Here is a 23443-nt window from a genome sequence, read left to right as displayed (position 1 = left end):
CTGGATACGGCCGGCCCGCTGCCGGTCCCGGCCGGTCGGACGGCCAGTGTGCGCGGCGGGGCCGATCGGGGAAAGCGGGGCCGCCGCAACGGCCGAACCGGGCGGCTCCCGGCGGAGGCGGTCACTCACTGTCGGCCCACACCTCACGCCACTTCTCGTGGACGACGACGCCGGTCAGCCGCCAGCCGTCGGCGGTGCGCCGGGCGGTGAACTCATAGCGTCCTGCGCAGGTGTAATTGGGCGCGGTCGGGCCGCCCCCGCCCTCCGTCGCGGGGCCGGCGAGCCGCATCGGGTTGAGGTAGTCGGCCTGGACCGTTGCGGCGTCCCCGGGAGCGCCGTCCCGGCGGGCGAGCGTGATGCGGCGGTTGACGATCAGATGCTGCCGGATGACGAAGTGCTGCAGCATCTCGCCGAGCCAGGCGGCGATCTCCTCCACGCCGCCCTCGATGCCGCCCGCCGAGCGGTAGTCGGCCCGGCCGTCCGGGGTGAACAGGGCCCGGTAGCCGGGCCAGTCACCGTCGTCCACGGCGATGGCGTACCCGGTGATCAGATCGTCGAGGGCGAGGCGGTCCATGACAGTGGAGTGTTCCGCGCGCTGCGTCATCAGCTCAGTTTTCGGCATCGGCAGGGCCCCCGCCAAGAGGCGGGGGCCGTCCGGCGCGGCGTCAGTTCACCAGCGCCGATTCCGGCACGCCGTCCGGGCCGGAATCCGCCCGCGGGGTCTCCCCGGCGGCCGCCCGCCGCTCCTCCGAGTCGGTGAACTGCGTCCGGTACAGCTCCGCGTAGCGCCCGTCCGCGGCCAGCAGCGTCTCGTGCGTGCCGCGCTCGACGATCCGTCCGCCCTCGACGACCAGGATCAGATCCGCGGCCCGTACGGTCGACAGCCGGTGGGCGATGACCAGTGCGGTACGGCCGTCAAGGGCCTCGGTGAGCGCTTCCTGCACCGCCGCCTCGGAGGTGTTGTCCAGATGGGCGGTGGCCTCGTCCAGGATCACCACCCGCGGGTGGGCGAGCAGCAGCCGGGCGATGGTCAGCCGCTGCCGCTCGCCGCCCGAGAGGCGGTAGCCCCGCTCGCCGACGACGGTGTCCAGCCCGTCCGGGAGCCCGGCGATCAGGTCCTCCAGACGCGCCCGGCGCAGCGCGTCCCACAGCTCCTCCTCGGTCGCCTCCGGCCTGGCCAGCAGCAGGTTCGCGCGGATCGTGTCGTGGAAGAGGTGCCCGTCCTGGGTGACCATCCCCAGGACGTCGCGCAGCGAGGCGGCGGTCAGCTCGCGGACGTCCACGCCGGACAGCCGGACCGCGCCGGAGTCGGTGTCGTAGAGCCGGGGCAGCAACTGGGCCACGGTCGACTTGCCGGCGCCCGAGGAGCCGACCAGGGCGACCATCTGGCCGGGTTCGGCACGGAAGGAGATGTCGTGCAGGACCTCTTCGCCGCCCCGGGTGTCGAGGGTGGCGACCTCCTCCAGGGAGGCCAGCGAGACCTTGTCGGCGGACGGGTAGCCGAAGCGGACGGAGTCGAACTCCACGGACACCGGGCCCTCGGGGACCGCGCGGGCATCCGGCTTCTCGGAGATCAGCGGCTTGAGGTCCAGCACCTCGAAGACCCGCTCGAAGCTGACCAGCGCGCTCATCACCTCGATATGGGCGCCGGACAGCGCGGTCAGCGGGGCGTAGAGCCGGGTGAGCAGCAGGGCCAGCGAGACGATCGCGCCGGGCTCCAGCCGTCCGCGCAGCGCGAGGTACCCGCCCAGGCCGTAGACGACGGCGAGTGCCAGGGCGGAGACCAGGGTGAGCGCGGTGACGAAGTACGTCTGGACCATGGCCGAACGGACTCCGATATCGCGCACCCGGCGGGCCCGGGTGGCGAATTCGGCGGACTCCCGGTCCGGGCGGCCCATCAGCTTGACGAGGGTGGCGCCGGGCGCGGAGAACCGCTCCGTCATCTGGGTGCCCATCGCCGCATTGTGGTCGGCGCCCTCCCGGCGCAGATCCGCCAGCCGCCGGCCGACCCGGCGGGCGGGCAGCACGAACACCGGCAGCAGCACCAGCGCGATCAGGGTGATCTGCCAGGACAGACCGAGCATCACCACGAGGGTGAGCAGCAGCGTCACGATATTGCTGACGACCCCGGACAGGGTGTCGCTGAAGGCCCGCTGGGCGCCGATCACATCGTTGTTCAGGCGGCTGACCAGCGCTCCGGTGCGGGTACGGGTGAAGAAGGCGACGGGCATCCGCTGGACGTGGTCGTACACGGTCGTCCGCAGATCCAGGATCAGCCCCTCGCCGATGCCCGCCGACAGCCGTCGGGTCACCAGCCCCAGACCCGCTTCGGCGACCGCGATCGCGGCGATCAGCCCGGACAGTCCGAGGACCAGGGAGGCCGAGTCGCGGCCCACGATCGCGTCCACCACCCGGCCGGCCAGCAGCGGGGTGGCCACCGCGAGCATCGCGGTCACCGTGCTGAGGACGAGGAACCACAGCAGATGGCGGCGGTGCGGCCGGGCGAATGCGGTGATGCGGCGCAGGGTGCCGCGGGAGAAGCGGCGTCTGCCCTGCTGCGCGGTCATTGTGCTGTGCAGCGCATGCCAGGCGGTGACTTCCATATCCATGGGTGGCCTCCGGTGTGCCGGGTCGTCACGGGATCGCCGTGCGTGACCGGCGACATAGAAGGAACGTAGGACCTCAACCAATGTTGAGGTCAAGCGATTCCGGTGGTTTCACCCGCCGGGCGCGCCGGACGGCGGCCCGGCGGCGGCTCAGGCGTCGATGCCGCCCCGGAGCGGACGCTCCCAGATCACGGGCCGTCCGGCGCCGTCCGGGCCGGTCACCGTCAGCCGGATGCCCGGCCGGCCGTCGGGGAGCGGGGCGGTGACGTCCACGGCGATCTCCACCCGGGCCGGTGGCTGTGACGGTGCCGGGGCCGGGGCGGTCACGTCCGCCAGCGCCTCGCGGAGTGCGGCCAGCAGCGCACGGGCGCTCCGGTCGTCGACCCGGGTGTCGACCGGTCCGGCGAACCGGACCGACGGCCGGGTGCCGAGCGCCGCGGTGGCCGCGCCGGCCTCCCGCAGCACGCGGGTGCGCAGCCCGGGCGGAGCCTCGGACGGTCCCTGCTGCAGCGCGATGATGGCCGTTCTGATCTCCTGGATCGTGGCGTCCAGCTCGTCGACCGCCTGGCCCAACCCCTCCTGCACCTCCGGCACCAGCGCCTTGCGCCGGGCGGTCTCCAGCAGCATCCCGGTGGCGAACAGCCGCTGGATGACCAGATCGTGCAGATCGCGGGCGATCCGGTCGCGGTCCTCGAAGACGGCCAGCCGCTCGCGGTCCCGGTGCCGGTCGGCCAGTACGAGCGCCACCGCGGCCTGCGCGGCGAACTGTGTCCCCAGGGTCCGTTCGGTGTGACTGAAGCGGCGGTCGCCGGACATCCGGCACAGCGCGAGGGCGCCCAGCACCCGCCCGCTGCTGCGCAGGGGCAGCAGCATCGTCGGGCCGTAGTGCCGCGATATCGGGGAGATCGAGCGCGGGTCGTCGGCGAAGTCGTCGGAGAAGACCGCGAGCCCGGCGTACAGCTGGTGGACGACCGGACTCCGGGGCGGAATCCTGCCGCGGTACGCCTCGGTCCGTACGGCCTCGGACAGGACGGTGGAGATCGCCACGACCTCCATACCGCCCTCGGCGTGCGGCAGCAGGACCGATCCGGTCGCCGCCTCGGCCAGTTCCCGGCCCTTCTCCGCGACGACCGTGAGGGCGTTGGTGGTCGTCGAGCCGGTCTCGGGCCCGGCCAGCAGTGCCGTGGTGATCGATGCCGCGCCGTCGATCCAGTGTCGGCGCTGCCGGGCGGCGGAGTGCAGCCGGGCATTGCTCAGGGCGATACCGGCCTCGGTGGCCAGTATCCGCACCAGGTGCAGATCCGCGTCGCTGAACTGCTCGCCGTCGCCCTTCCCCGCGACGTACAGCGTGCCGAACAGCTCCCCCTGTACCTGGACGGGCACCTCCAGAAAGCCTCCGGCGGGCGGCTCGCCCTCGGGGAGTGCGCCGTGGGCGACCGGCTCGCCGGGCCCGTCGCCGTCCTCGTCGCGCAGGCTGACGGCGGCGTGCCGCGCACCGGTGAGGGAGGCGGCGGTCTCGGCGATACGGCCCAGCGCGCGGCCCGGATCGTGGTCGGAGCCGACGGCCGCCATCGCCTCCAGCAGCTGCGGAAGCCGGGAGACCGGCCTACCGGCGAGCTCGCGCAGGCTCTGCGCGGTGCGGTCGGGGAGATCTCCCGCGGGATCCGACGGCTTCAGGACACACCTCTCACTTTCCGGCGGTCCGGACAGTGTAATTCGCCCGAAAGAGTGCTATTGGGGGCTCCCGGGATGCGTGCCCGGGTGGGGTGCCGGGGAGGCGATCGGCGAGCCGGTCACCTGGGCGGCGGCGCGGGGGAGCCCCCGGGGCCCGACAGTCCCGCTGCCTGTCAGTCCCTGCGGCCCGGCTCGTGGCCACCTCTCCCGGCCACGCCTGCCAGGGGCGACTTTGAGACAACCTGAAGCTCAGGCGTACGCCGGGACTTTGAGGGCGCGGCCCGCGGGTAAGCCGTAGACAACTACGGGCACAGCAGCAGAAACACAGGGACTCAGTCGACACACCGCCGCACCACCGACGACCCGGAAACGGGCCGAACCGCCCGGATCGCGCCGGGCGCCCCCCACACCTTCCGAACATCTCCGCCGCAGACGCGTGGCCATATCCCGCGCCTCGGCACGAAAGTGGGCCGGGCCGATGGATACAGGTCAGTACTACCCGAGACTCGTGGGACCCAGCAGCGCCGAGGGCGGCACGACCGTGCTGGAACTCCGCGGTGAGCTGGACATTCTCGCCGTGTCGGTGCTGTCCGACCGGCTGGACGAGATCACCGGCACGCAGGGCACCGACCTCGTGGTCGACGTCCGCGCGGTCACGTTCATCGACTGCGCCGGACTGTCCCTGCTGAGCCGCGCCCGCTACCGGACGCGGCAGCGCGGCGGCCGGCTGCGGCTGACCGGCGTCTTCGGTGGCGGGAGCGTCGCCCGGCTGCTGCGGATGACCGGGCTGACCGGCAGCTTCGAGATCCTGTCCGACGAGACCGGGGGCGACGACGGGGGCGGAGCCGCCGGATCGCCCGGATCGACCGCGAGCACGACGGCCACGGCCACGGCTACGGTCACGGACGCCGCGGGCACGGCCGTCGCCTGACCGCCCCTCGCCACCCCGCCGTTGCCGTGACGCCACGCCGCCGCCCGGCCGTATGCCTCAGCGAGCCGACGGATCGCCTCCGCCCACGGCCCGGCACCGGGACCTCAGGCCGGCAGGGCCGCCTCGATGGCGGTGACCAGTTCCTCGGCCTCCGGCTCGGTGCGCGGCCGGAAACGGCCCGCGACCCGGCCCTCGGCATCGATCAGGAACTTCTCGAAGTTCCACTGGACGTCACCGGCCGCCCCTTCGGCGTCCTCGGTACCGGTCAGCGCCGTGTACAGCGGGTGCCGGTCCGCGCCGTTGACGTCGGTCTTCTCGAACAGCGGAAAGCTCACGCCGTACGTCGCCGAGCAGAAGGTGGCGATCTCCCCGGCGGTGCCGGGCTCCTGGCCCGCGAACTGGTTGCTGGGGAAGCCCAGCACACTGAAGCCACGGTCCGCGTAGCGCTGCTGCAGCCGCTCCAGACCGGAATACTGCGGGGTCAGCCCGCACTTGGACGCCACATTCACCACCAGCAGGGCCTTGCCCCGGTAGTCGGCGAGCGAAGCGGGCTCACCGGTCAGGGTGCGCAGGGGGATGTCGTACAGGCTCACGGGCATGCTCCTCGTCACGGGTCCGCGGATACGGACGGCCATCATCGGTGCCAACCGCGCCGCGCGTCCCGATCTTCCCCGGATCGTCGACCGGCCAGGAAACGACCGGCCGGATCGCCCCCGCGCGCCACTCCTTGAGCAGCTGGTCGAAGATCGGCGTCTCCTCCCCGGCCGGGCGGCGGGCCTGCGGGGCGGGGGGCGGCAGGGCCGGCGGCTGGTGGGGGAGGGAGATGCGCTGAAAGGGGTGCGAGGCGGGTTTCTTGGCGTCCATGCCCGGACTCAACCGGAAATCGGCCCCCGAGTTGCGGGACGCGGCCGCGGCGGTGCCGAGATGCCCCTGCGGGGTGACGGGCAGAAGATGCGTTCGCGCGTGACGGAGGGGCCGGTGGATGTCCCACCGGCCCCTCCGTCAACGACAGTCCCGTTTGTCACCCCACCGGCCCCTGCTGTTCGCACGGGGGCGGGGGCGGGGGCGCGCCGGGCGGGTCAGCTCCGGCACAGCAGCGCGGCAAGGACCTGTCGCAGCGCCGCCTCGGGGTCGGCCACCCGCCCCTCGGCCCGCCACGCCACGAAGCCGTCGGGGCGCACCAGCACCGCACCCTCGGGCGTCGTCCCGTGCTTCTCGGCCCAGTCGGCGCCGTCCTCGGGAACCAGGTCGTCGTTCGGCCCAGTGCCGATCATGTAGCAGTCCAGCCCGAGGGAGAACTCCTCGTTGGCGCCCTTGACCGCGGTGCGCCACATCTCGCCGTCGGTACCGGTCAGCAGGACGAAGGACTTCTCGTACAGATCCAGGGTCGAGCGCCGCTCGCCGCCGGTCCGCAGCCACATGTGCGGGGCGCGGGTGCCCGGTTCGCCCGTGAGCCGCATCTGGTCGGGTACCACCGGCAGCCCGGGGTCGGCGCCGACGACCGCGCCCTCGGGATAGCAGTACCCCAGGGCGACGGTGAGCACCCCGCGCTGCCGGCCGCCGGCCGCGCCGGGAGCCGGTGCGTACCCCGGATGGCTGTGCTCGGCCGAGCGCGCCGAGGCGCGGGCGCTGGTCTCCCGCGCCACCGGCTGCCGCTCCGCCTCGTAGGTCGCCAGCAGCTCCGGGCCCGCCGCGCCGTTGAGTACGGCGGCGAGCTTCCAGGCGAGGTTGTGGGCGTCCTGGATGCCGGTGTTGGAGCCGAACGCCCCGGTGGGGGACATCTCGTGGGCCGAGTCGCCGGCGAGGAAGACCCGGCCGGAGGCGTACCGCTCGGCGACCCGCTCGGCGGCGTGCCAGGGGGCCTTGCCGGTGATCTCAACTGCCATGTCCGGTACGCCCGTTGCCCGGCGGATGTGCTCGATGCAGCGCTCGTCGCTGAAGTCCTCCAGGGTCTCGCCCGTGTCGGGGTGCCAGGGGGCGTGGAAGACCCAGTCGGCCTTGTTGTCGACCGGCAGCAGGGCGCCGTCGGCCTCGGGGTGGGTCAGGTAGCAGGCGATGAAGCGGCGGTCGCCCACGACCTCGGCGAGCTGCGGCGCGCGGAAGGTGATGCTCACGTTGTGGAACAGGTCGCCGGGCCCCGTCCGGCCGATGCCCAGCCGCTCGCGGACCGGACTGCGGGGCCCGTCGGCGGCGATCAGGTAGTCCGCGTGCACGGTGGTCAGCTCGCCGGTCTCCCGGTTCCTCAGCGTCGCCCGCACTCCCTGCGCGTCCTGCTCGAAGGAGCTCAGCTCGGTGGAGAACCGCAGGTCACCGCCGTGCTCGCGGGCACAGCGGACCAGTACGGGCTCCAGGTCGTTCTGGCTGCACAGACACCAGGCGGACGGGCTGATGCGGGCCAGTCCGCCGCCCGGGTCGATCTCCTTGAACAACCACTCCTGGTCGTCGCCGGTGAGTGAACGGGCCTGCAGGATCCCGTGGTTGTCGGCCAGGACCGATGCGGCGTCGCGGATCCGCTGCTCCGCACCGGCCACCCGGAACAGCTCCATGGTGCGGACGTTGTTGCCCCGCCCGCGCGGGTGGCGGGAGGTGTCCGCGTGCTTCTCGACCAGCAGATGTCTGATGCCCAGGCGTCCCAGGAACAGCGACGCGGACAGGCCGACCAGGGACCCGCCCACGACGAGTACCGGCACCCGGTCTTCGACGGTGGGATTCATTGCGTGCTCCAGCTCCAGGGACGCTTACGGCAGATGGAGCACGAATGCCCGGCTCGGAGCCTGTTCGATCACGGTTCACCTGCATGGCTCACAGATCTCGCGCCACCCGTGGGTCGCGGTGACGATCGAATCCGGGACGCCGCCCGCGACACGGGGCAGGCGTCCCCACCATCCGGCTCAGTCACCCGGATCGCACCGGAACTGACGACGCACCACTGGGGCCATCGGGCCCCGAAGGAGATGCGTAGACGATGACAACGCTGTCGGAACGAATATCCCAGTCGGCCTTCGACGGCTCCCGGCTGAGGGTCGTGCTGCTTCTGGACCTCCACGACGGAGCCCAGCAGGACTTCCTCGAAGCCTACGAGCACCTGCGCAACCAGGTCGCGTCCGTCCCCGGACACATCACCGACCAGCTGTGCCAGTCCATCGAGAACCCCTCCCAGTGGCTCATCACCAGTGAATGGGAGAGCGCACCGCCGTTCCTGGCCTGGGTCAACAGCGAGGAACACGTCAAGATGGTCCAGCCGCTGCACGGCTGTGTCCGTGACACCCGGTCGCTGCGCTTCAGCGTCCTGCGCGAGACCTCGAACGTCGCCCGCCTCGCGCCCGAGCCTCCCAAGGGCCGCCTGCAGGCCAACCCCCGCGTCGGCGACGGGGTGGTCCGGCACGCGCTGACCTTCACCGTGAAGCCGGGCAGCGAATCGATGGTCGCGGACATCCTCGCCGGGTACACCTCTCCGGAGGCCCGGGTCGACGACACCACCCGGCTGCGCCGCACCTCCCTCTTCATGCACGGCAACCGTGTCGTGCGTGCGGTCGAGGTGCAGGGCGACCTGGTCGCGGCGCTGCGGCACATCTCCCAGCAGCCCGAGGTCCGGGCCGTCGAGGAGGCCATCAACCCCTATCTGGAGCAGGACCGCGACCTCAGCGATCCGAACTCCGCCCGGGTGTTCTTCACCCGTGCCGCGCTGCCCGCCGTGCACCACGTCTCCTCGGGCGGACAGCAGCCCGACGGCATCAAGCGGCATGCGCTGTTCTACCCCGCCAAGGAAGGCTGCGGGATGACGCTGGCCCAGATGCTCGCCCGCCAGGACGAGCTGGCCGCGGACGATCCGTCCTGCCCCATCGCCGGCAGCACCGTCTTCCAGCGCGACGACGTGGTCGTGCGCCTCATCGATCTCCGGATCCCGATCGAGAGCGATCCGGTGCTGGCGATCGGCGTGCGCGGTCCCCGCAAGACGGCCGTGCTGCGGCGCCTGCTCGACACCGAAGTGGCCGGCGGTCTGTCCAACGACCGGGAGCTCGCACGTTTCCTGGAGCGCGCCGACATGGCCCTCATCACGGACCGCAGGGCACCGGGCGCCTGAACGGGCCCGGCCGCATCAGGTCTCTCCCCTCATTCACCCCGGCCCCAGCCCCTGGAGGAAGCAGCCATGACCACGTACCGCCCACGCATCGTGGACCTCAGCGAGACCCAGCCCAACCGCCGGCGCGGAGGTGATCTGCGCGCCATGCTGACACCCAGCGCGGTGGGCGCCACGAGCGGCTTCATGGGCATGGCACTCGTGCAGCCCGGCGAGCGCATCGGCGAGCACTACCACCCCTACTCCGAGGAGTTCGTGTACGTCGTCCAGGGCGCACTCGAAGTGGACCTCGACGGGGAACCGCACCCGCTCCGCCCTGACCAGGGGCTGCTGATCCCCCCGTACATGCGGCACCGCTTCCGCAATGTCGGAGACGTGGAGGCCCGTATGGTCTTCCACCTCGGCCCGCTCGCCCCGCGCCCGGAGCTCGGCCACGTCGACACCGAGGGCACGGAAGAGAGCACACCGGCCGCACCACCGGAACGCACGGAGCCGGTGTCATGACCCGCCGTGTGGCGGTCACCGGTGTCGGGATCGTCGCTCCGGGCGGTGTGGGTGTGCCCGCCTTCTGGGACCTGCTCTCCGCAGGCCGCACGGCGACCCGTGGTATCACGCTCTTCGACCCGGCGGGGTTCCGCTCGCGCATCGCCGCCGAGTGCGACTTCGACCCCGCGGCCCACGGGCTGAGCGAGGAGGAGGTGGCCCGCTCCGACCGGTACATCCAGTTCGCGATGGTCGCCGCCGACGAGGCGCTGCGCAGCGCCGGCCTGGACACGGAGGCCGAGGACCCCTGGCGTATCGGGGTATCCCTGGGCACCGCGGTCGGCGGTACCACGCGCCTGGAGCACGACTATGTCGCCGTCAGCAACCACGGTGAACGGTGGGATGTCGACCACCGGCCGGCCGGCCGCTACCTGGAGCGGGCATTCTCTCCCAGTTCGCTCGCCTCCGCGGTGGCGGAACGGATCGGGGCCCACGGCCCGGTGCAGACCGTCTCGACGGGCTGCACCTCCGGTCTCGACGCCATCGGGTACGCCTTCCACTCGATCGAGGAGGGCCGGGTCGATGTGTGCATCGCCGGCGCGTCCGACTCACCGATCTCCCCGATCACCGTGGCCTGCTTCGACGCGATCAAGGCGACCTCCGCGAACAACGACGATCCCGCCCACGCCTCCAAGCCGTTCGACGCCCATCGCGACGGATTCGTGATGGGGGAGGGCGGCGCCGTCCTCGTCCTGGAGGAGCTGGAACACGCCCGCGCCCGCGGTGCGACGGTCCACTGTGAGATCCGTGGCTATGCCACCTTCGGCAACGCGTACCACATGACCGGTCTCACCCAGGAAGGCCTGGAGATGGCCGAGGCGATCAACCGGGCCCTGGGCGACGCCCGGATCGACGCCACCCAGGTCGACTACGTCAACGCGCACGGCTCGGGCACCCAGCAGAACGACCGGCACGAGACGGCCGCGGTCAAGCGGTCGCTCGGCGAACACGCCCGCAAGATCCCGATGAGTTCCATCAAATCCATGGTCGGCCACTCGCTCGGGGCCATCGGTGCGATCGAGATCGTGGCCTGTGTGCTGGCACTCACCCATCAAGTGGTGCCGCCCACGGCCAACTACGAGACTCCGGACCCGGAGTGCGATCTCGACTATGTGCCCAAAACCGCACGGGAGCTGCCGCTGCGTTCGGTGCTCTCGGTCGGCAGCGGCTTCGGTGGATTCCAGTCAGCGGTGGTACTGACCCGACAGGGTGGGAGGGCATCATGAGCTCCCCGAAAACACGTCGTTCCGTCGTCACCGGCATCGGTGTCATCGCCCCCAACGGGGTGAGCACCGAGACCTTCTGGAAGGCGACGGTCGAGGGCATCAGCGTCCTCGACCGCGTGACCCGTGAGGGGTGCGAGCACCTTCCGCTCAAGGTCGCCGGAGAGGTCCGCGGGTTCGATCCGGCGGATCTGATCGAGGAGCGCTACCTCGTCCAGACCGACCGGTTCACCCACTTCGCCATGGCGGCGGCCAACCTCGCGCTGGACGACGCCCGGCTCGGCCGTGCCGACTACAACGACTCACCGTTCGCGGTGGGCGTCGTCACCGCCGCCGGATCCGGCGGCGGCGAGTTCGGCCAGCGGGAGCTGCAACGGCTCTGGGGCCAGGGCTCCCGCCACGTCGGCCCGTACCAGTCGATCGCCTGGTTCTACGCGGCGAGCACCGGACAGATCTCCATCCGCGGCGGCTTCAAGGGGCCGTGCGGAGTCGTGGCCAGCGACGAGGCGGGCGGTCTGGACGCCCTGGCGCATGCCGGCCGCACCATCCGGCGCGGCACCGATGCCGTCGTGGTGGGTGCCGCCGAGGCACCTCTGGCCCCCTACTCGGTCGTCTGCCAGCTCGGCTACGACGATCTGAGCAAGCTCGACGATCCGGCCCGCGCCTACCGGCCGTTCACCAGCGGCGCCTGCGGGTTCGTGCCCGCTGAGGGCGGCGCGATGCTGATCGTCGAGGAGGAGGCGGCGGCCGTGAGCCGTGGGGCGAGCGTCCGGGCCGTACTGGCCGGGCACGCCGCGACCTTCACCGGGGCCTCCCTGTGGGAGGAGTCCCGGGACGGGCTCGCGCATGCGATCCGCGGCGCGCTGGCGGATGCGCGGTGCGCCCCGGAGGAGATCGATGTGGTGTTCGCGGACGCGCTCGGCGTTCCCGCGGCCGACCGGGCCGAGGCGCTGGCGATCGCGGACGCCCTGGGCCGGCACGCCTCGCAGGTCCCGGTGACGGCACCCAAGACCGGCACCGGGCGGGCGTACTGCGGCGCCCCCGTTCTGGACACCGCGGCCGCGGTGCTCTCCATGGAACAGGGCGTCGTGCCGCCCACCCCCAACGTCGTCGACGTCTGCCACGACCTTGACGTGGTGACCGGCCGGGCCCGTCCCGCCGAGTTGCGTACGGCGCTGGTGCTGAGCCGGGGGCTGATGGGCTCGAACGCGGCAATGGTGCTGCGGAAGGGCTCCCCGTCCCCCTCGTGAGAAGGAGAACCGCACATGAACGCTCAACTGACGCTCAATGAGCTGGCCGCGCTGATGAAGTCCGCCGCCGGGCTCACCGTCGACCCGAAGGAGCTGGCGAACCGGCCCGACGCGACGTTCAACGAGTTCGGCCTGGACTCGCTCGGCCTGCTCGGCATCGTCGGCGAGCTGGAGAACCGGCAGGGCCGGCCGATGCCGACCGACGCGGAGCGCTGCAAGACGCCGCGTGACTTCCTCGCCCTGGTCAACGCCGCTCAAACCGTCCCCACCGTCCAAGAGAACGTGTCTACGACAGGAGCCTGACATGTCCGGCCACACCGAGAACGACATCACCATCGCGGCGCCGCTCGACCTCGTCTGGGACATCACCAACGACATCGAGAACTGGCCGCAGCTGTTCAGCGAGTACGCCTCGGTCGAGGTGCTGTCCAGGGAGGGCGACAAGACCACCTTCCGGCTGACGATGCACCCGGACGACAACGGCACGGTCTGGAGCTGGGTCTCCGAGCGCATCGTCGACCGGCAAAACCGCACCGTGCGCGCCCGCCGGGTCGAGACCGGCCCGTTCGCGCACATGGACATCCACTGGAAGTACGCCGAGATCCCCGGCGGCACCTCCATGCACTGGACCCAGGACTTCGCGATGAAGCCCGACGCCCCGGTCGACGACAAGGGCATGACCGAGATGATCAACCGCAACTCCCGGATCCAGATGGAGCTCATCCGCGACCGCATCGAGCAGCGGGACCGCGAGCTCCGGTCCACCACCGTCAGCTGACGGCCCGCCAGGCCGCGTGCGGACCGCCGCCCGGCGGCAATGAAGGGATCTTCCCGATGCATCACGCTCTGATCGTCGCCCGTATGAAGACCGGTTCGGCTCCGGACATCGCCGAGGTCTTCCAGGCCTCCGACCGTACGGAACTGCCGCATCTGGTCGGCGTCTCGCGGCGGACCCTCTTCCAGTTCGGTGACGTGTACCTGCACCTCATCGAATCCGACAGGCCGCCCGGCCCCGAGATCGCCAAGGTGACCGAACACCCCGAGTTCCGCGCCGTCAGCGACAAGCTGTCCGCCTTCGTCAGCGCGTACGACCCCGAGACCTGGCGAAGCCCCAAGGACGCGATGGCCCAGCAGTTCTACAGCTGGCAGCGCGACGGCAGCCGCTGACGCGTACGCGGAGCCGAGGCGATCCCCCGGTTCCCGCGCCGTCCCGGACACGGGCAAGGCCGCCCGGTGAGGAGAGCGCTCCTCACCGGGCGGCCTGCTGTGCCGGGTCGTGCTCATTCGGGGACGGTGCACTCGAACGCGTGCAGATACGGATTGACCTCCCGGATCTCGCCGACCTTCAGGCCGGCCTCCGCCATCCGGCTGACCAGGCTCGCCTTGGTGTGCTTGGCGCCGCCGACGTTGAGCAGCAGCAGCAGGTCCATGGCGGTGGTGAACTTCATCGAGGGGCTGTCGTCGACGAGATTCTCGATGATCACGACGCGGGCGCCGGGGCGGGCGGCCGCGACGACGTTGTGCAGCGTCCTGCGGGTGCTCTCGTCGTCCCACTCCAGGATGTTCTTGATGATGTAGACATCGGCCCGGACCGGGATGTCCTCGCGGCAGTCGCCGGGCACGACCCGTACCCGCGAGGCGAGCGGACCGCCGTCGCGCAGCCGGGGATCCGGGTTCGCCACCACGGTGGGCAGATCGAGCAGGGTGCCTTCGAGGGCGGGGTACTTCTCCAGCAGACTGGCGAGCACATGCCCCTGGCCGCCGCCGATGTCCGCCACCGACGACGCACCGCTCAGATCGAGCAGGTCCGCGAGGTCCTGCGCCGACTGCTTGCTGGACGTGGTCATCGCGCGGTTGAAGACCTCGGCCGAGTCCCCGGCGTCCTGGTGCAGGTACTCGAAGAAGCTCTTGCCGTACAGGTCGTCGAAGACACTGCGGCCGGTGCGCACCGCGTCGTCGAGCCGCGGCCAGGCCGCCCAGGTCCACGGCTCGGTGCACCACAGCGAGATGTACCGCAGGCTGTTGGGGGTGTCCTCCCGCAGCAGCCGGGACATCTCGGTGTGGACGTACTTGCCGTCGTCGGTCTCCTCGAAGATCCCGTAGCACGACAGCGTGCGCAGCAGCCGGTCCAGCGGACGCGGCTCGGTCTTGACCGCGGCGGCCAGTTCCTCCGCGGTGGTGGGCCGGTCGCCCAGTGCGTCGGCGACGCGGAGTTGCGCCGCCGCCCGTACGGCCGCCGCACAGGCGGCTCCGAAGACGAGTTCCCTGAGCCGCATGGCCGGCTGGGGAGGGGGACTTACGGTGGTCATTGCGCCTCTATTCTCCGATTGAAGAGGGCTGCGCCTCGTGCGCCTCGAACGCCTCGTGCCGTCGGCACAGACCGGGCGGCTGCGAGGTCCGGCAGATGTTGTCGACGAACCGGTTTCCCTTGCCCTTGGGGTCGCGGTCGGCGAGGTCCACCGGCTTGTTGTGCTGCACGAGGTTGTCGATGATGAGGTTGTGCTGGTTGGTCGCCTTCACGAAGCTGTGGAAGAGCACGATGCCGCCGGAGAGCGGGGACTTGCCCACGTTGTCGCGGACCAGGTTCCGCCGCACCAGCGTCTTCTCGGCGCCGGTGAGGACGATGCCGGACCCCTGGAGGAACGGCAGGCGGGGGTTGGCGGGGCAGAACTTGTTGTTCTTGACGACGGTGTTGTTCCGGACCGCCAGCGCTCCCGCCCGGGGGCGGGACTCGTCGCCGACGACGAAGACGCCGGCGCAGTTCTGGGTGATGGTGTTGTGGGCGATCACCAGGTTTCTGACCCGGCGTACCGTGATGCCGACCCGGTTCCTCGCGAGGTAGTTCTCGGTGACCGCGGCCCCCCGGGTGTCGGTGGCCCCGCCCTCCTCCTTGACCGTGTTGGCCAGGAAGATTCCCGAGTCGCCGTTGCCGGTGACCACGTTGTCCCGGAACAGCCCGCGGACGGACCTCTCCTGGGCGATGCCCCACACGCCGTTGTTCCGTGCGAACACGTGGCGCACGGCCAGCCGGTCGGTACGGGAGGCCCAGAGGCCGTTCTTCTTGAAGCCCCTGACGGTCAGCGAACGGATGCTGACGTCCCGCAGCGGCCTGCCCTCCGTGCCGATGACGCAGATGCCGTTGCCGGCCTTCGCGCACATGTTCCCGGCCCGCTTGCCGATCGGGCTGATCACCGTCTTGGAGCCCGCACCGACCAGGCGCAGCCGCGACTTGCGGATGACCACGCTCTCCCGGTAGAGGCCGGGCCGGATGATGACGGTGTCACCCGGCTTCGCTCTGTCCACCGCCCGCTGGATCGACTGACCGGGGTGGACGACGAGTCGTTCCGTTGCGTCGCTCGGCGATGCCGCGCCCAGTCCGCCGACCAGCATCGCGGCGACGCAGCCCATGTATTTCATCTGTCGTAGCGCCATGAGGCGAAGCTATGGGCGATCACTTCCGCTCGCCACATGTGGTGACCCGTTGATGACGGTGCGTGCGGAGGCCAGCTTTCGACACGCCGTCAAGTCCGCTGCCCGGCGCCGCACCGGAGGGTCGATCAGCGCCGGTCAGGGCCGGTCAGCGGGTTTCTCCCGGTCCTCGTCGGCGGCATCGGACGACTCGGCACACGGTCGGCAGCCGGCCGGGGCGGCCTCGCCTGACCGGGTATCGGGCGGCGTGCCGGACGGGGCATCGGGCCGGACGTCCGACGGGTCGTCAGCCGGTCCGTCCGGCCATGTCTCGGTCAGGAAGGCCGCGAGGCTGGTCGGCAGAAACCATGGACGGACGCGGGAAAGGGTCACAGAAGACCAACGCGCCAGGTCCGCCCGACGACACCCGATCGGGGCCGCCGGCACGTTTGATCACCCCAACGGCCCCGGTGAGGCGGCGCCGAACGGGCGTCGGCCGCCGCTCGGAGCCTGCCGGGGGATCGGCGCGTCCGATGCCGTCCGAAGCCGAAGCCGATGCCGTCCGATGTCAGGGCCGTCCGGGGCCGTCGGGGTCAGCCCGCCCGCTCCGCCGCGCTGCGCTCCACGCAGAACTCGTTCCCCTCGATGTCGGCCAGTGTCACCCACCCGGCCCCGTCGGCCCGCCGGTGGTCGGCCACCAGGGTCGCGCCGAGCGCCAGCAGCCGTTCGACCTCCTCGTCCCGGCTCCGGTCCTGTGGCTGCAGATCCAGGTGCACCCGGTTCTTCCCGGCCTTGGCATCGGGCACCGTGACGAAGAGCAGGGCGCCGCCGGTCGTCGTGACCGTGGCCTCCGGATCACCCGGCAGATCGTCCTCGGCCAGTGTGCCGTCCAGCACCTGTGCCCAGAAGCTCGCCAGGCGGTAGGCGTCGGTGCAGTCGATCGTGGTGTGACGTATCAGTGAAGTCATGGGCGTCACTATGCGGTTGGCGGACGGGGAGCTGTCCAGCGGAATCCACATGGCAGTGGGCGGTGCCCGGAGGTCCGGCCTCGCAGGCGGTGGGTTCCCGGAGGTGCCGGCGGCGGTAGGGGGAGTGCCCAGGTGTGCGGTAACTTGCTTGGCAGGCAGCCGAGTTCGCTCGATCCGGAGTCCGGCACCACGGCCGGGGCGGACGGCGGAACCTGCGGGCCGGCGCCGACGGGGACGGGCGGTGCCGGGGGGTGTCGGCCGGGTGGGGCAGGCGGCGCCGGGGTGTCCGCGCCGGGTGTGCCCCCGCTTTGTCCGGTACACCCATTCAAGTTGCCCGGCCCCGTCGTCTACAGTTGCAGAATTCCGCAATTCAACAGATGACGCGACGGCCGGTCGGCCTGAACGCGGAGGATATGCGTGGGCGGTTTCGCCGAATCGGTACGGCTACGGATACGGATACGGGCGTGTGCGGCGCGGTCCGGGCCCGGCCTGGGGAGCGGGGTGCGGGCATGAACGGCGCCTGGGTTCCACGCTGTCAGGCCAAGGCCGACTTCTTCCGGTTGCTGGGTCATCCGGTCCGTATCCGGGTGCTGGAACTGCTCCAGAACGGGCCGATGCCGGTGCGGGGACTGCTCTCCGCACTCGAGGTGGAGCCGTCCGCGCTCTCCCAGCAACTCGCCGTGCTGCGCCGCTCGGGCATGGTGACGGCCACCCGCAGCGGCTCCACCGTCGTCTACGAGCTGGCCGGCGGCGATGTCGCGGAGCTGCTGCGCGCCGCCCGCCGGGTCCTCACCGAGGTGCTTGCCGGGCAGCACGCGCTGCTCACCGAGCTGCGGCAGGCCGAGGCCGGTGCCCTGCCGGCGCCCGGCGGGGTGGGGGCGGTCTCGTGATCCGCCTCCTCCGCCTCCTTCGGCCGCTTCGGACCCCGCACCCCGAGGACGGTGGCCGCTGGGGGAAGGCCCGCCCGTTCACCAGCGGAAAAGGGTGAAGCGGATGTCCGGATCACCACGGCGTAAGGGGCCGCCGCCCTGGCGGGCGGTCCGCTCCCGTACCTGCATACCCACGCCCCTCGGACCGGGGACCGTACGGCCCTGCCGGGGACGTCCCCCCGGACGAGGGCCACTGCGCACCGCTCGCGGACACGGCCGCGCGTGCCCGGAGAGCGTCGCCCGCCTCCGCACCCCGCCGCGCTGCGGCGTCCGCCGGGCCCGTACGACCGCGGTGCGCCCCGGGACACAGCTGGCGCGGCTGCCCGGTGCGGTACTGCTCACCCACCGGGCTCCACGGCGCAGCGCGTGGCGGCAGGTACTGCTCTCCATCGTCGTGACCCATCTGCTGCTGGTCTTCCTGGCACTGGTCATCTATCTGGGCCGGCACGCCGGGACGTGACGCGGAGGCCGGCGAGAACAGGGGCGCCGATGTCCACCGCGGATGCCTCGCCCGCTCCGGTCCGCCACAGCCACGCCACATCGCGTCCGAAGGACCACACGAGGAGCCCCAGCGCCACGGCCACCGCACAGGCCGCCGAGGCCCGCGGCAGGATCCCTGTGCCGGCCACGACCAGCACGACACCCTGCAGCGCCGCCACGGTCTTGCGGGCCATGCTGTGCGGCAGGTCACCACGCAGCCACGGCAGCATCCAGGACGCCGCGACGAAGGCGTACCGCATGAGGCCGATGGCCAGTACCCAGGTGCCCAGCGGGATCGCGACATGGATACAGAGCACCAGGATCAGGAAGGCGTCGACCTCCATGTCGAAGCGCGCTCCCAGTGGCGTCGCCGTTCCGGTGCGCCGGGCCACCTGTCCGTCGACCGCGTCCAGGATCAGTGCCACGGCGGCGAACACGATCAGCACGGTGACCGGTGTGTGCCGGGTGAAGGAGTCCGCGACCAGCGCGGTCACCCCGCCGACGAGAATGGTGCGGGCCAGTGTGACGCGGTTGGCAGGCCCGAACGAGGTGGTCCACGTCCGGCGCAGCGCGACGGTGAGCACGCCCCAGGTGGCCACGGCGAACAGGCACCCCGTGAACCACCCCACGGTGCCCAGACCGCCCACCCGGCACAGGACTTCCAGAACCAGCAGTTGAACACCCATACCGGCCGTAATGTCCGGTCCGAACGGCCTTGTGTCGTAGAGCTCTTGTACGGCCACCCTGCCTCCCGGGATGTGTAGCGGAGTCGATGGGCGCCGCGTAGGGTGACGGCGTCCTCATGATCCCCAGCATCGATGAACCATTGCCGTAGCGTCCAGGAGGATCCCGATGCCGCGTGCCGCTTGTGCTTTTTGGCTAAGGACTCCAGGTCAGGGCGAGATCCGGACGGTGGCTCTTCCTGAGCCCGCCGCCGGTGAGGTCCTGGTGCGCTCGGTCTGCTCCGGAGTGAGCCGTGGAACGGAGACCCTGGTCTTCCGTGGCGGCGTCCCCGAGAGCCAGCACGCCGTGATGCGGGCGCCGTTCCAGGAAGGCGACTTCCCGGCGCCGGTCAAGTACGGCTACCTCAATGTAGGCGTCGTCGAGGAAGGCCCGCACGACCTGCTGCGCCGTACGGTCTTCTGCCTGTATCCGCACCAGACACACTTCGTCGTCCCGGCGAGCGCCGTCACCCCGGTACCGGACACCGTCCCCGCCGCGCGGGCCGTGCTGGCGGGCACGGTGGAGACCGCGGTGAACGCCCTGTGGGACGCCGCGCCGCTGGTCGGCGACCGGATCGCGGTGGTCGGCGCGGGCATGGTCGGCTGCAGTGTCGCCGCGGTCCTGGCCCGTTTCCCCGGGGTCCGGGTGCAGTTGGTCGACGCCGACCCCGCGCGCGCCGCCACCGCCCACGCGCTGGGGGTGGACTTCGCGCTGCCCGCGGACGCGCTGGGCGACTGTGACCTGGTCGTACACGCCAGCGCCACCGAGCAGGGGCTGGCCCGCTCGCTTGAACTGCTCGCGCCGGAAGGCACCGTGATCGAGCTGAGCTGGTACGGAGACCGGCAGGTCAGCCTGCCGCTGGGGGAGGCCTTCCACTCCCGCAGGCTGGTGGTCCGCAGCAGCCAGGTGGGCACGGTCTCCCCGGCCCGGCCCCGCCGCACCTTCGCCGACCGCCTCGCGCTCGCCCTCGACCTGCTCGCCGACCCCGCCTTCGATGCGCTGATCACCGGTGAGTCGGCCTTCGAGGACCTGCCGCAGGTGCTGCCCAAACTCGCCTCCGGCGACCTCCCGGCGCTCTGCCACCTCATCCGGTACGGGCCGGCGGACGGCTGACAACCGCCCCGGAAACCGCCCGGCATCCGCTTCCCGACGACACCTCACTGAGACCGACATCACACCGGAGGAACGGCCTTGTTCAGCATCACCGTCCGCGATCACCTCATGGTCGCCCACAGCTTCCGTGGCGCGGTCTTCGGCCCCGCGCAGCGTCTGCACGGCGCGACCTTCATCGTGGACGCCACCTTCCGCCGCGCCGAGCTCGACGCCGACAACATCGTGGTCGACATCGGCCTGGCCACCCAGGAACTCGGCGCCGTGATCGGTGAGCTGAACTACCGCAACCTCGACGACGAGCCCGCCTTCGCCGGCATCAACACCTCGACGGAGGCCCTGGCCAAGGTCATCGCCGACCGGCTCGCCGACCGCATCGAGGCCGGCAACTTCGGCGCGGGCGCCCGCGAACTGGCGGGGCTGTCGGTCACCCTGCACGAGTCGCACATCGCCTGGGCGACCTACGAGCGCACCCTGTGACCCCGGCCGGCGCCACCGCGGAGGCGGAGCGGGTGGTGCACTTCGTCCTCCCCGGTGACGTCGACGATCCGGCGGTGCCCAGCGGCGGCAACACCTACGACCGCCGGGTGTGCCGCGACCTCCCGGCGGCGGGCTGGCAGGTGCGCCCGTACGCGGCGCCCGGCGGCTGGCCGCAGCCGGACGCCGCCGCCCGCGCGGGGCTGGTGCGGTACCTGGCGGCGCTGCCGGACGGTGCGGTGGTCCTCCTCGACGGCCTGGTCGCCTGTGGCGTTCCCGAGATCCTGGAACCCGAGGCGGGACGGCTGCGGCTCGCCGTACTGGTCCATCTGCCGCTGGCCGACGAGACCGGACTCGACCCCGTGGTGGCGGCGGAGCTGGACGCCCTCGAACGCCGCACCCTGCACGCCGTCGGGGCCGTCGTGGCCACCAGCGAGTGGGCGGCCCGCAAGCTCGTCGCTCACCACGGGCTGCTGCCGGCGCGGGTCCGGGTCGCCAGGCCAGGAGCCGATGCCGCGCCCCTCGCGCCGGGCACCGACGGCGGCACCGGGCTGCTGTGCGTCGCCGCGGTCACCCCGCGCAAGGGGCAGCACCTCCTGGTGGAGGCCCTTGCCACCGTCACCGAGCCGCCCTGGCGTTGCGCCGTCGTCGGAGGGCTCGACCGGGACCCCGGCTACGTCGCCCAACTGCGGCGCCGGGTCACGGAGTCCGGCCTCGACGACCGGATCGCCCTCACCGGGCCGCAGGCGGGCGCCGACCTGGAGGCCCGCTATGCCGCGGCCGACCTGCTGGTCCTCACCTCGTACGCGGAGACCTACGGCATGGTCGTCACCGAGGCGCTGGCCCGGGGGATTCCGGTGCTGGCGACGGAGGTTGACGGCGTACCGGAAGCGGTCGGGCGGGCGCCCGACGGCAGTGTGCCCGGTCTGCTCGTACCGGCAGGCCGGCCCGCGGCCGTTGCCGGGGCGCTGCGTGACTGGCTGGGCGATCCAAAGCTGCGTGATCGGTTGAAGACCGCGGCACGCGGACGTCGTGCCATGCTGGAGGGGTGGGAGATGACGTCGCACAGTCTGGCCGGAGCGCTGGAAATGCTTCGGGACGAGATCCGGAGCATACGGTGAATGTGTCCGAGAGGCCCCGATTCGCCCCGCGGTGGCTGGAGTTGCGCGAGCGCGCCGATGCCGCCGCCCGCGCCCCCGAGCTGCTGCAGCCACTGATGGAGTGGATGTCCGCGCGGCCGGCACCCGACGGCCCGCCCGGGAGCACCGGTGGACTGGTGATCCGCGATCTCGGCTGTGGCACCGGCTCGATGGGACGCTGGCTCACCGTCCGGCTGCCCGGTCCCCAGCACTGGATCCTGCACGACCTCGACCCGCTGCTGCTCGCGCACGCCGGTGCGCGGTTGCCCGTCACGGCTGCCGACGGCACGCCCGTAGACGCCACGACCCGGCGCGGCGACCTCGCCGACCTCACCGCCGACGACCTCGCCGGCACCTCGCTGGTGACCGCCTCCGCGCTGCTCGATCTGCTCACCCGCGAGGAAGTGGAGGCGCTTGCCGGGGCCTGTGTGGACGCGGGCGCCCCGGTGCTGCTGGCGCTCTCCGTCGCCGGACGGGTCGAGCTGACCCCCTCCGATCCCTTCGACGCCGAGATCGCCGAGGCCTTCAACGACCACCAGCGGCGCACGGACCAGGGCCGCGCCCTGCTCGGGCCGGACGCGATCGCGGCGGCGGTCGCGGCGTTCGAGCGCCGCGGCGCGACCGTGCTGGTGCGGCCCAGCCCCTGGCGGCTGGGCTGCGCGGAATCCGCGCTGACCGCGGAGTGGCTGCGCGGCTGGGTCGGCGCGGCGCACGCCCAGCGGCCGGAGCTGGCCCCTGAGGCGGTGGCCTATCTGCGCCGGCGACTGGAGGAGTGCGCGGCGGGGGAACTGTCCGCCGTGGTGCACCACACGGATCTGCTGGCGCTGCCCGGACCCGCTGGTGCCGGGAGCGCGGGATGAACCGCTCCCGCTGGGCGGCGTGGCTCAGGCTGCTCGCGGGACTGGGCATCCTGGTGGCGCTGGTGTGGCACCTGGGCTCCGGCGCCTTCCTGGACGGACTGCGCAGGATCGACGCCGCCACGCTGCTGGCCGCCCTCGCCATCGGGCTGCTCACCACGGTGTTCAGCGCCTGGCGGTGGTGCCTGGTGGCCCGCGGCCTCGGCCTGCGGCTGCCGCTGGGCGGCGCCGTCGCGGACTACTACCGGGCGCTGTTCCTGAATGCGGCGCTGCCCGGCGGCGTCCTGGGCGATGTGCACCGCGCCGTACGCCACGGCCGGCACTCCGGTGACCTCGGCCGGGGCGTGCGGGCGGTGGTCCTGGAACGCACCGCGGGCCAGGTCGTGCTGCTGGTCGCCGGGGCGGTGGTGCTGCTCGTGAGGCCCTCGCCCGTACTGGCGCCGGTCACTCGCTTCCTCACCTCGCCCGCCGTCGCACTGACCGCGGCGGCGGGGGGCGTGCTGCTGGTGGCGGCCGCCGCTGCGCTGCGCCGGCGACGGGGCGCCTCGCGCGCCGAACGCGCCCTGCGCACCGTGCTGACCGAAGCGCGTCAGGGCCTGCTCGCCCGCGGCGTCTGGCCCGGCGTCCTGCTCTCCTCCGTGGCGGTCCTGGCGGGCTACCTCGGGATGTTCGTGCTGGCCGCCCGGGTCGCGGGTGCCGACGCACCGACGGCCGAACTGGTGCCGCTCGTGGTGCTGGCGCTGCTCGCGATGGCGCTGCCGCTGAACGTCGGCGGCTGGGGCCCGCGCGAGGGCGCCGCCGCCTGGGCGTTCGGCGCCGCCGGGCTAGGCGCGGCGCAGGGGCTCACCAGCGCCGTGATCTACGGCGTGCTCGCCTTCGTCGCGAGCCTCCCGGGCGCCGGAGTGCTGCTCGTCCGCCGGTCCGCCGGACGGCGTGCCGAATGCCCGCAGTTCGAGTTCGAAGAGCGTGTCCTCGCCGAGCAGGGCGCGTCGCAGCGGCGGGCGTAGCGCCTCCCGCATCACCGGGGTACCGGGAAACCGCAGA

The 23443-nt window shown here is 72.0% G+C and carries 25 protein-coding genes; 15 read left to right on the top strand and 10 right to left on the bottom strand.

Annotated features, from left to right (window positions below; all coding sequences use genetic code 11):
• Window positions 1–121 precede the first annotated feature (121 nt).
• The 3 genes from D9V36_RS05430 to D9V36_RS05420 all read right to left on the bottom strand — a co-directional run bounded on the left by D9V36_RS05430 (window position 122) and on the right by D9V36_RS05420 (window position 4178).
• On the bottom strand, window positions 122–604 hold the full coding sequence (locus D9V36_RS05430; RefSeq protein ID WP_129292763.1) for a nuclear transport factor 2 family protein: 483 nt from the start codon (window positions 602–604) through the stop codon (window positions 122–124).
• Window positions 605–665: 61 nt separating this feature from the next.
• Window positions 666–2609 (bottom strand): ABC transporter ATP-binding protein, encoded by a 1944-nt coding sequence (locus D9V36_RS05425; protein WP_129292762.1) that lies wholly within the window; start codon window positions 2607–2609, stop codon window positions 666–668.
• A gap of 147 nt (window positions 2610–2756) precedes the next feature.
• On the bottom strand, window positions 2757–4178 hold the full coding sequence (locus D9V36_RS05420; protein WP_129292761.1) for a sensor histidine kinase: 1422 nt from the start codon (window positions 4176–4178) through the stop codon (window positions 2757–2759).
• A 610-nt stretch (window positions 4179–4788) separates the two neighbouring features.
• Between D9V36_RS05420 and D9V36_RS05415 the strand changes: the two genes are divergently transcribed.
• On the top strand, window positions 4789–5211 hold the full coding sequence (locus D9V36_RS05415; protein ID WP_129292760.1) for an STAS domain-containing protein: 423 nt from the start codon (window positions 4789–4791) through the stop codon (window positions 5209–5211).
• 104 nt (window positions 5212–5315) lie between these two features.
• On the opposite strand, the gene D9V36_RS05410 is transcribed toward D9V36_RS05415, so the two are convergent.
• The 3 genes from D9V36_RS05410 to D9V36_RS05400 all read right to left on the bottom strand — a co-directional run bounded on the left by D9V36_RS05410 (window position 5316) and on the right by D9V36_RS05400 (window position 7925).
• Window positions 5316–5804 (bottom strand): glutathione peroxidase, encoded by a 489-nt coding sequence (locus D9V36_RS05410; protein ID WP_129292759.1) that lies wholly within the window; start codon window positions 5802–5804, stop codon window positions 5316–5318.
• On the bottom strand, window positions 5764–6075 hold the full coding sequence (locus D9V36_RS05405; RefSeq protein WP_129292758.1) for a hypothetical protein: 312 nt from the start codon (window positions 6073–6075) through the stop codon (window positions 5764–5766). Before D9V36_RS05405 ends, D9V36_RS05410 begins: the two co-directional genes overlap by 41 nt.
• 215 nt (window positions 6076–6290) lie before the next feature.
• Window positions 6291–7925, bottom strand: a complete 1635-nt coding sequence (locus tag D9V36_RS05400) for an FAD-dependent oxidoreductase (RefSeq protein WP_129292757.1) — start codon at window positions 7923–7925, stop codon at window positions 6291–6293.
• A gap of 251 nt (window positions 7926–8176) precedes the next feature.
• Here D9V36_RS05400 and D9V36_RS05395 point away from each other — a divergent pair, with 251 nt between their 5' ends.
• From D9V36_RS05395 to D9V36_RS05365, 7 genes are all read left to right on the top strand, one after another.
• Window positions 8177–9295, top strand: coding sequence for a SchA/CurD-like domain-containing protein (locus tag D9V36_RS05395; RefSeq protein WP_129292756.1), 1119 nt, complete (start codon window positions 8177–8179; stop codon window positions 9293–9295).
• A 66-nt stretch (window positions 9296–9361) separates the two neighbouring features.
• Window positions 9362–9796, top strand: a complete 435-nt coding sequence (locus D9V36_RS05390; protein WP_088796354.1) for a cupin domain-containing protein — start codon at window positions 9362–9364, stop codon at window positions 9794–9796.
• Window positions 9793–11061, top strand: a complete 1269-nt coding sequence (locus D9V36_RS05385; RefSeq protein ID WP_129292755.1) for a beta-ketoacyl-[acyl-carrier-protein] synthase family protein — start codon at window positions 9793–9795, stop codon at window positions 11059–11061. Before D9V36_RS05390 ends, D9V36_RS05385 begins: the two co-directional genes overlap by 4 nt.
• A complete protein-coding gene (locus D9V36_RS05380; protein WP_088796350.1) occupies window positions 11058–12308 on the top strand; it encodes a ketosynthase chain-length factor in 1251 nt (416 codons plus the stop codon). Before D9V36_RS05385 ends, D9V36_RS05380 begins: the two co-directional genes overlap by 4 nt.
• A 15-nt stretch (window positions 12309–12323) precedes the next feature.
• Window positions 12324–12611, top strand: coding sequence for an acyl carrier protein (locus D9V36_RS05375; RefSeq protein ID WP_129292754.1), 288 nt, complete (start codon window positions 12324–12326; stop codon window positions 12609–12611).
• Between the two features lies 1 nt (window position 12612).
• A complete protein-coding gene (locus tag D9V36_RS05370) occupies window positions 12613–13086 on the top strand; it encodes an SRPBCC family protein (protein WP_129292753.1) in 474 nt (157 codons plus the stop codon).
• 56 nt (window positions 13087–13142) lie between these two features.
• On the top strand, window positions 13143–13475 hold the full coding sequence (locus tag D9V36_RS05365) for a TcmI family type II polyketide cyclase (protein ID WP_129292752.1): 333 nt from the start codon (window positions 13143–13145) through the stop codon (window positions 13473–13475).
• A gap of 113 nt (window positions 13476–13588) precedes the next feature.
• Here the strand turns inward: D9V36_RS05365 and D9V36_RS05360 are convergent, their stop codons facing one another.
• The 3 genes from D9V36_RS05360 to D9V36_RS05350 all read right to left on the bottom strand — a co-directional run bounded on the left by D9V36_RS05360 (window position 13589) and on the right by D9V36_RS05350 (window position 16684).
• Window positions 13589–14617 carry a methyltransferase gene (locus D9V36_RS05360; RefSeq protein WP_129292751.1) on the bottom strand — a complete coding sequence of 343 codons (1029 nt, stop codon included), beginning with the start codon at window positions 14615–14617 and terminating at the stop codon, window positions 13589–13591.
• Window positions 14618–14624: 7 nt separating this feature from the next.
• Complete coding sequence (locus D9V36_RS05355) at window positions 14625–15740, bottom strand: right-handed parallel beta-helix repeat-containing protein (RefSeq protein WP_129292750.1); 1116 nt, start codon at window positions 15738–15740, stop codon at window positions 14625–14627.
• Window positions 15741–16309: 569 nt separating this feature from the next.
• Window positions 16310–16684 carry a VOC family protein gene (locus tag D9V36_RS05350; RefSeq protein ID WP_129292749.1) on the bottom strand — a complete coding sequence of 125 codons (375 nt, stop codon included), beginning with the start codon at window positions 16682–16684 and terminating at the stop codon, window positions 16310–16312.
• A gap of 509 nt (window positions 16685–17193) precedes the next feature.
• Here D9V36_RS05350 and D9V36_RS05345 point away from each other — a divergent pair.
• Together D9V36_RS05345 and D9V36_RS05340 are read left to right on the top strand one after the other, a co-directional pair.
• A complete protein-coding gene (locus D9V36_RS05345) occupies window positions 17194–17574 on the top strand; it encodes an ArsR/SmtB family transcription factor (protein WP_129292748.1) in 381 nt (126 codons plus the stop codon).
• A 103-nt stretch (window positions 17575–17677) separates the two neighbouring features.
• Entirely contained in the window at window positions 17678–18073 is a 396-nt protein-coding gene (locus D9V36_RS05340; protein ID WP_129292747.1) for a hypothetical protein, read from the top strand.
• Here D9V36_RS05340 and D9V36_RS05335 read toward each other — a convergent pair.
• Window positions 18042–18836 (bottom strand): CDP-alcohol phosphatidyltransferase family protein, encoded by a 795-nt coding sequence (locus tag D9V36_RS05335; protein WP_431357645.1) that lies wholly within the window; start codon window positions 18834–18836, stop codon window positions 18042–18044. The two genes, D9V36_RS05340 and D9V36_RS05335, sit on opposite strands and share 32 nt — an antisense overlap.
• 109 nt (window positions 18837–18945) lie before the next feature.
• Here D9V36_RS05335 and D9V36_RS05330 point away from each other — a divergent pair, with 109 nt between their 5' ends.
• The 5 genes from D9V36_RS05330 to D9V36_RS05310 all read left to right on the top strand — a co-directional run bounded on the left by D9V36_RS05330 (window position 18946) and on the right by D9V36_RS05310 (window position 23406).
• Complete coding sequence (locus tag D9V36_RS05330) at window positions 18946–19929, top strand: zinc-dependent alcohol dehydrogenase (RefSeq protein ID WP_129292746.1); 984 nt, start codon at window positions 18946–18948, stop codon at window positions 19927–19929.
• A gap of 78 nt (window positions 19930–20007) precedes the next feature.
• Entirely contained in the window at window positions 20008–20406 is a 399-nt protein-coding gene (locus D9V36_RS05325) for a 6-pyruvoyl trahydropterin synthase family protein (protein ID WP_129292745.1), read from the top strand.
• Window positions 20403–21524: a glycosyltransferase family 4 protein gene (locus tag D9V36_RS05320; protein WP_129292744.1), complete on the top strand. Its 1122-nt coding sequence runs from the start codon at window positions 20403–20405 to the stop codon at window positions 21522–21524. Before D9V36_RS05325 ends, D9V36_RS05320 begins: the two co-directional genes overlap by 4 nt.
• Complete coding sequence (locus D9V36_RS05315) at window positions 21521–22402, top strand: class I SAM-dependent methyltransferase (RefSeq protein WP_129292743.1); 882 nt, start codon at window positions 21521–21523, stop codon at window positions 22400–22402. Before D9V36_RS05320 ends, D9V36_RS05315 begins: the two co-directional genes overlap by 4 nt.
• Entirely contained in the window at window positions 22399–23406 is a 1008-nt protein-coding gene (locus tag D9V36_RS05310) for a lysylphosphatidylglycerol synthase domain-containing protein (RefSeq protein ID WP_206739600.1), read from the top strand. Before D9V36_RS05315 ends, D9V36_RS05310 begins: the two co-directional genes overlap by 4 nt.
• Window positions 23407–23443: the final 37 nt, after the last annotated feature.

This window comes from Streptomyces lydicus (assembly GCF_004125265.1).
Lineage (GTDB): Bacteria > Actinomycetota > Actinomycetes > Streptomycetales > Streptomycetaceae > Streptomyces > Streptomyces lydicus_C.
Note: the sequence above shows the minus strand (reverse complement) of the source record. Positions and strands in the feature narration are given on the sequence as shown.

Coding starts and splice junctions, on each gene's coding strand:
- D9V36_RS05430 (WP_129292763.1), bottom strand. CDS start 604: ATGACGCAGCGCGCGGAACACTCCACTGTCATGGACCGCCTCGCCCTC.
- D9V36_RS05425 (WP_129292762.1), bottom strand. CDS start 2,609: ATGGATATGGAAGTCACCGCCTGGCATGCGCTGCACAGCACAATGACC.
- D9V36_RS05420 (WP_129292761.1), bottom strand. CDS start 4,178: ATGGCGGCCGTCGGCTCCGACCACGATCCGGGCCGCGCGCTGGGCCGT.
- D9V36_RS05405 (WP_129292758.1), bottom strand. CDS start 6,075: ATGGACGCCAAGAAACCCGCCTCGCACCCCTTTCAGCGCATCTCCCTC.
- D9V36_RS05400 (WP_129292757.1), bottom strand. CDS start 7,925: ATGAATCCCACCGTCGAAGACCGGGTGCCGGTACTCGTCGTGGGCGGG.
- D9V36_RS05395 (WP_129292756.1), top strand. CDS start 8,177: ATGACAACGCTGTCGGAACGAATATCCCAGTCGGCCTTCGACGGCTCC.
- D9V36_RS05390 (WP_088796354.1), top strand. CDS start 9,362: ATGACCACGTACCGCCCACGCATCGTGGACCTCAGCGAGACCCAGCCC.
- D9V36_RS05385 (WP_129292755.1), top strand. CDS start 9,793: ATGACCCGCCGTGTGGCGGTCACCGGTGTCGGGATCGTCGCTCCGGGC.
- D9V36_RS05380 (WP_088796350.1), top strand. CDS start 11,058: ATGAGCTCCCCGAAAACACGTCGTTCCGTCGTCACCGGCATCGGTGTC.
- D9V36_RS05375 (WP_129292754.1), top strand. CDS start 12,324: ATGAACGCTCAACTGACGCTCAATGAGCTGGCCGCGCTGATGAAGTCC.
- D9V36_RS05370 (WP_129292753.1), top strand. CDS start 12,613: ATGTCCGGCCACACCGAGAACGACATCACCATCGCGGCGCCGCTCGAC.
- D9V36_RS05365 (WP_129292752.1), top strand. CDS start 13,143: ATGCATCACGCTCTGATCGTCGCCCGTATGAAGACCGGTTCGGCTCCG.
- D9V36_RS05360 (WP_129292751.1), bottom strand. CDS start 14,617: ATGACCACCGTAAGTCCCCCTCCCCAGCCGGCCATGCGGCTCAGGGAA.
- D9V36_RS05355 (WP_129292750.1), bottom strand. CDS start 15,740: ATGGCGCTACGACAGATGAAATACATGGGCTGCGTCGCCGCGATGCTG.
- D9V36_RS05350 (WP_129292749.1), bottom strand. CDS start 16,684: ATGACTTCACTGATACGTCACACCACGATCGACTGCACCGACGCCTAC.
- D9V36_RS05345 (WP_129292748.1), top strand. CDS start 17,194: ATGAACGGCGCCTGGGTTCCACGCTGTCAGGCCAAGGCCGACTTCTTC.
- D9V36_RS05340 (WP_129292747.1), top strand. CDS start 17,678: ATGTCCGGATCACCACGGCGTAAGGGGCCGCCGCCCTGGCGGGCGGTC.
- D9V36_RS05330 (WP_129292746.1), top strand. CDS start 18,946: ATGCCGCGTGCCGCTTGTGCTTTTTGGCTAAGGACTCCAGGTCAGGGC.
- D9V36_RS05310 (WP_206739600.1), top strand. CDS start 22,399: ATGAACCGCTCCCGCTGGGCGGCGTGGCTCAGGCTGCTCGCGGGACTG.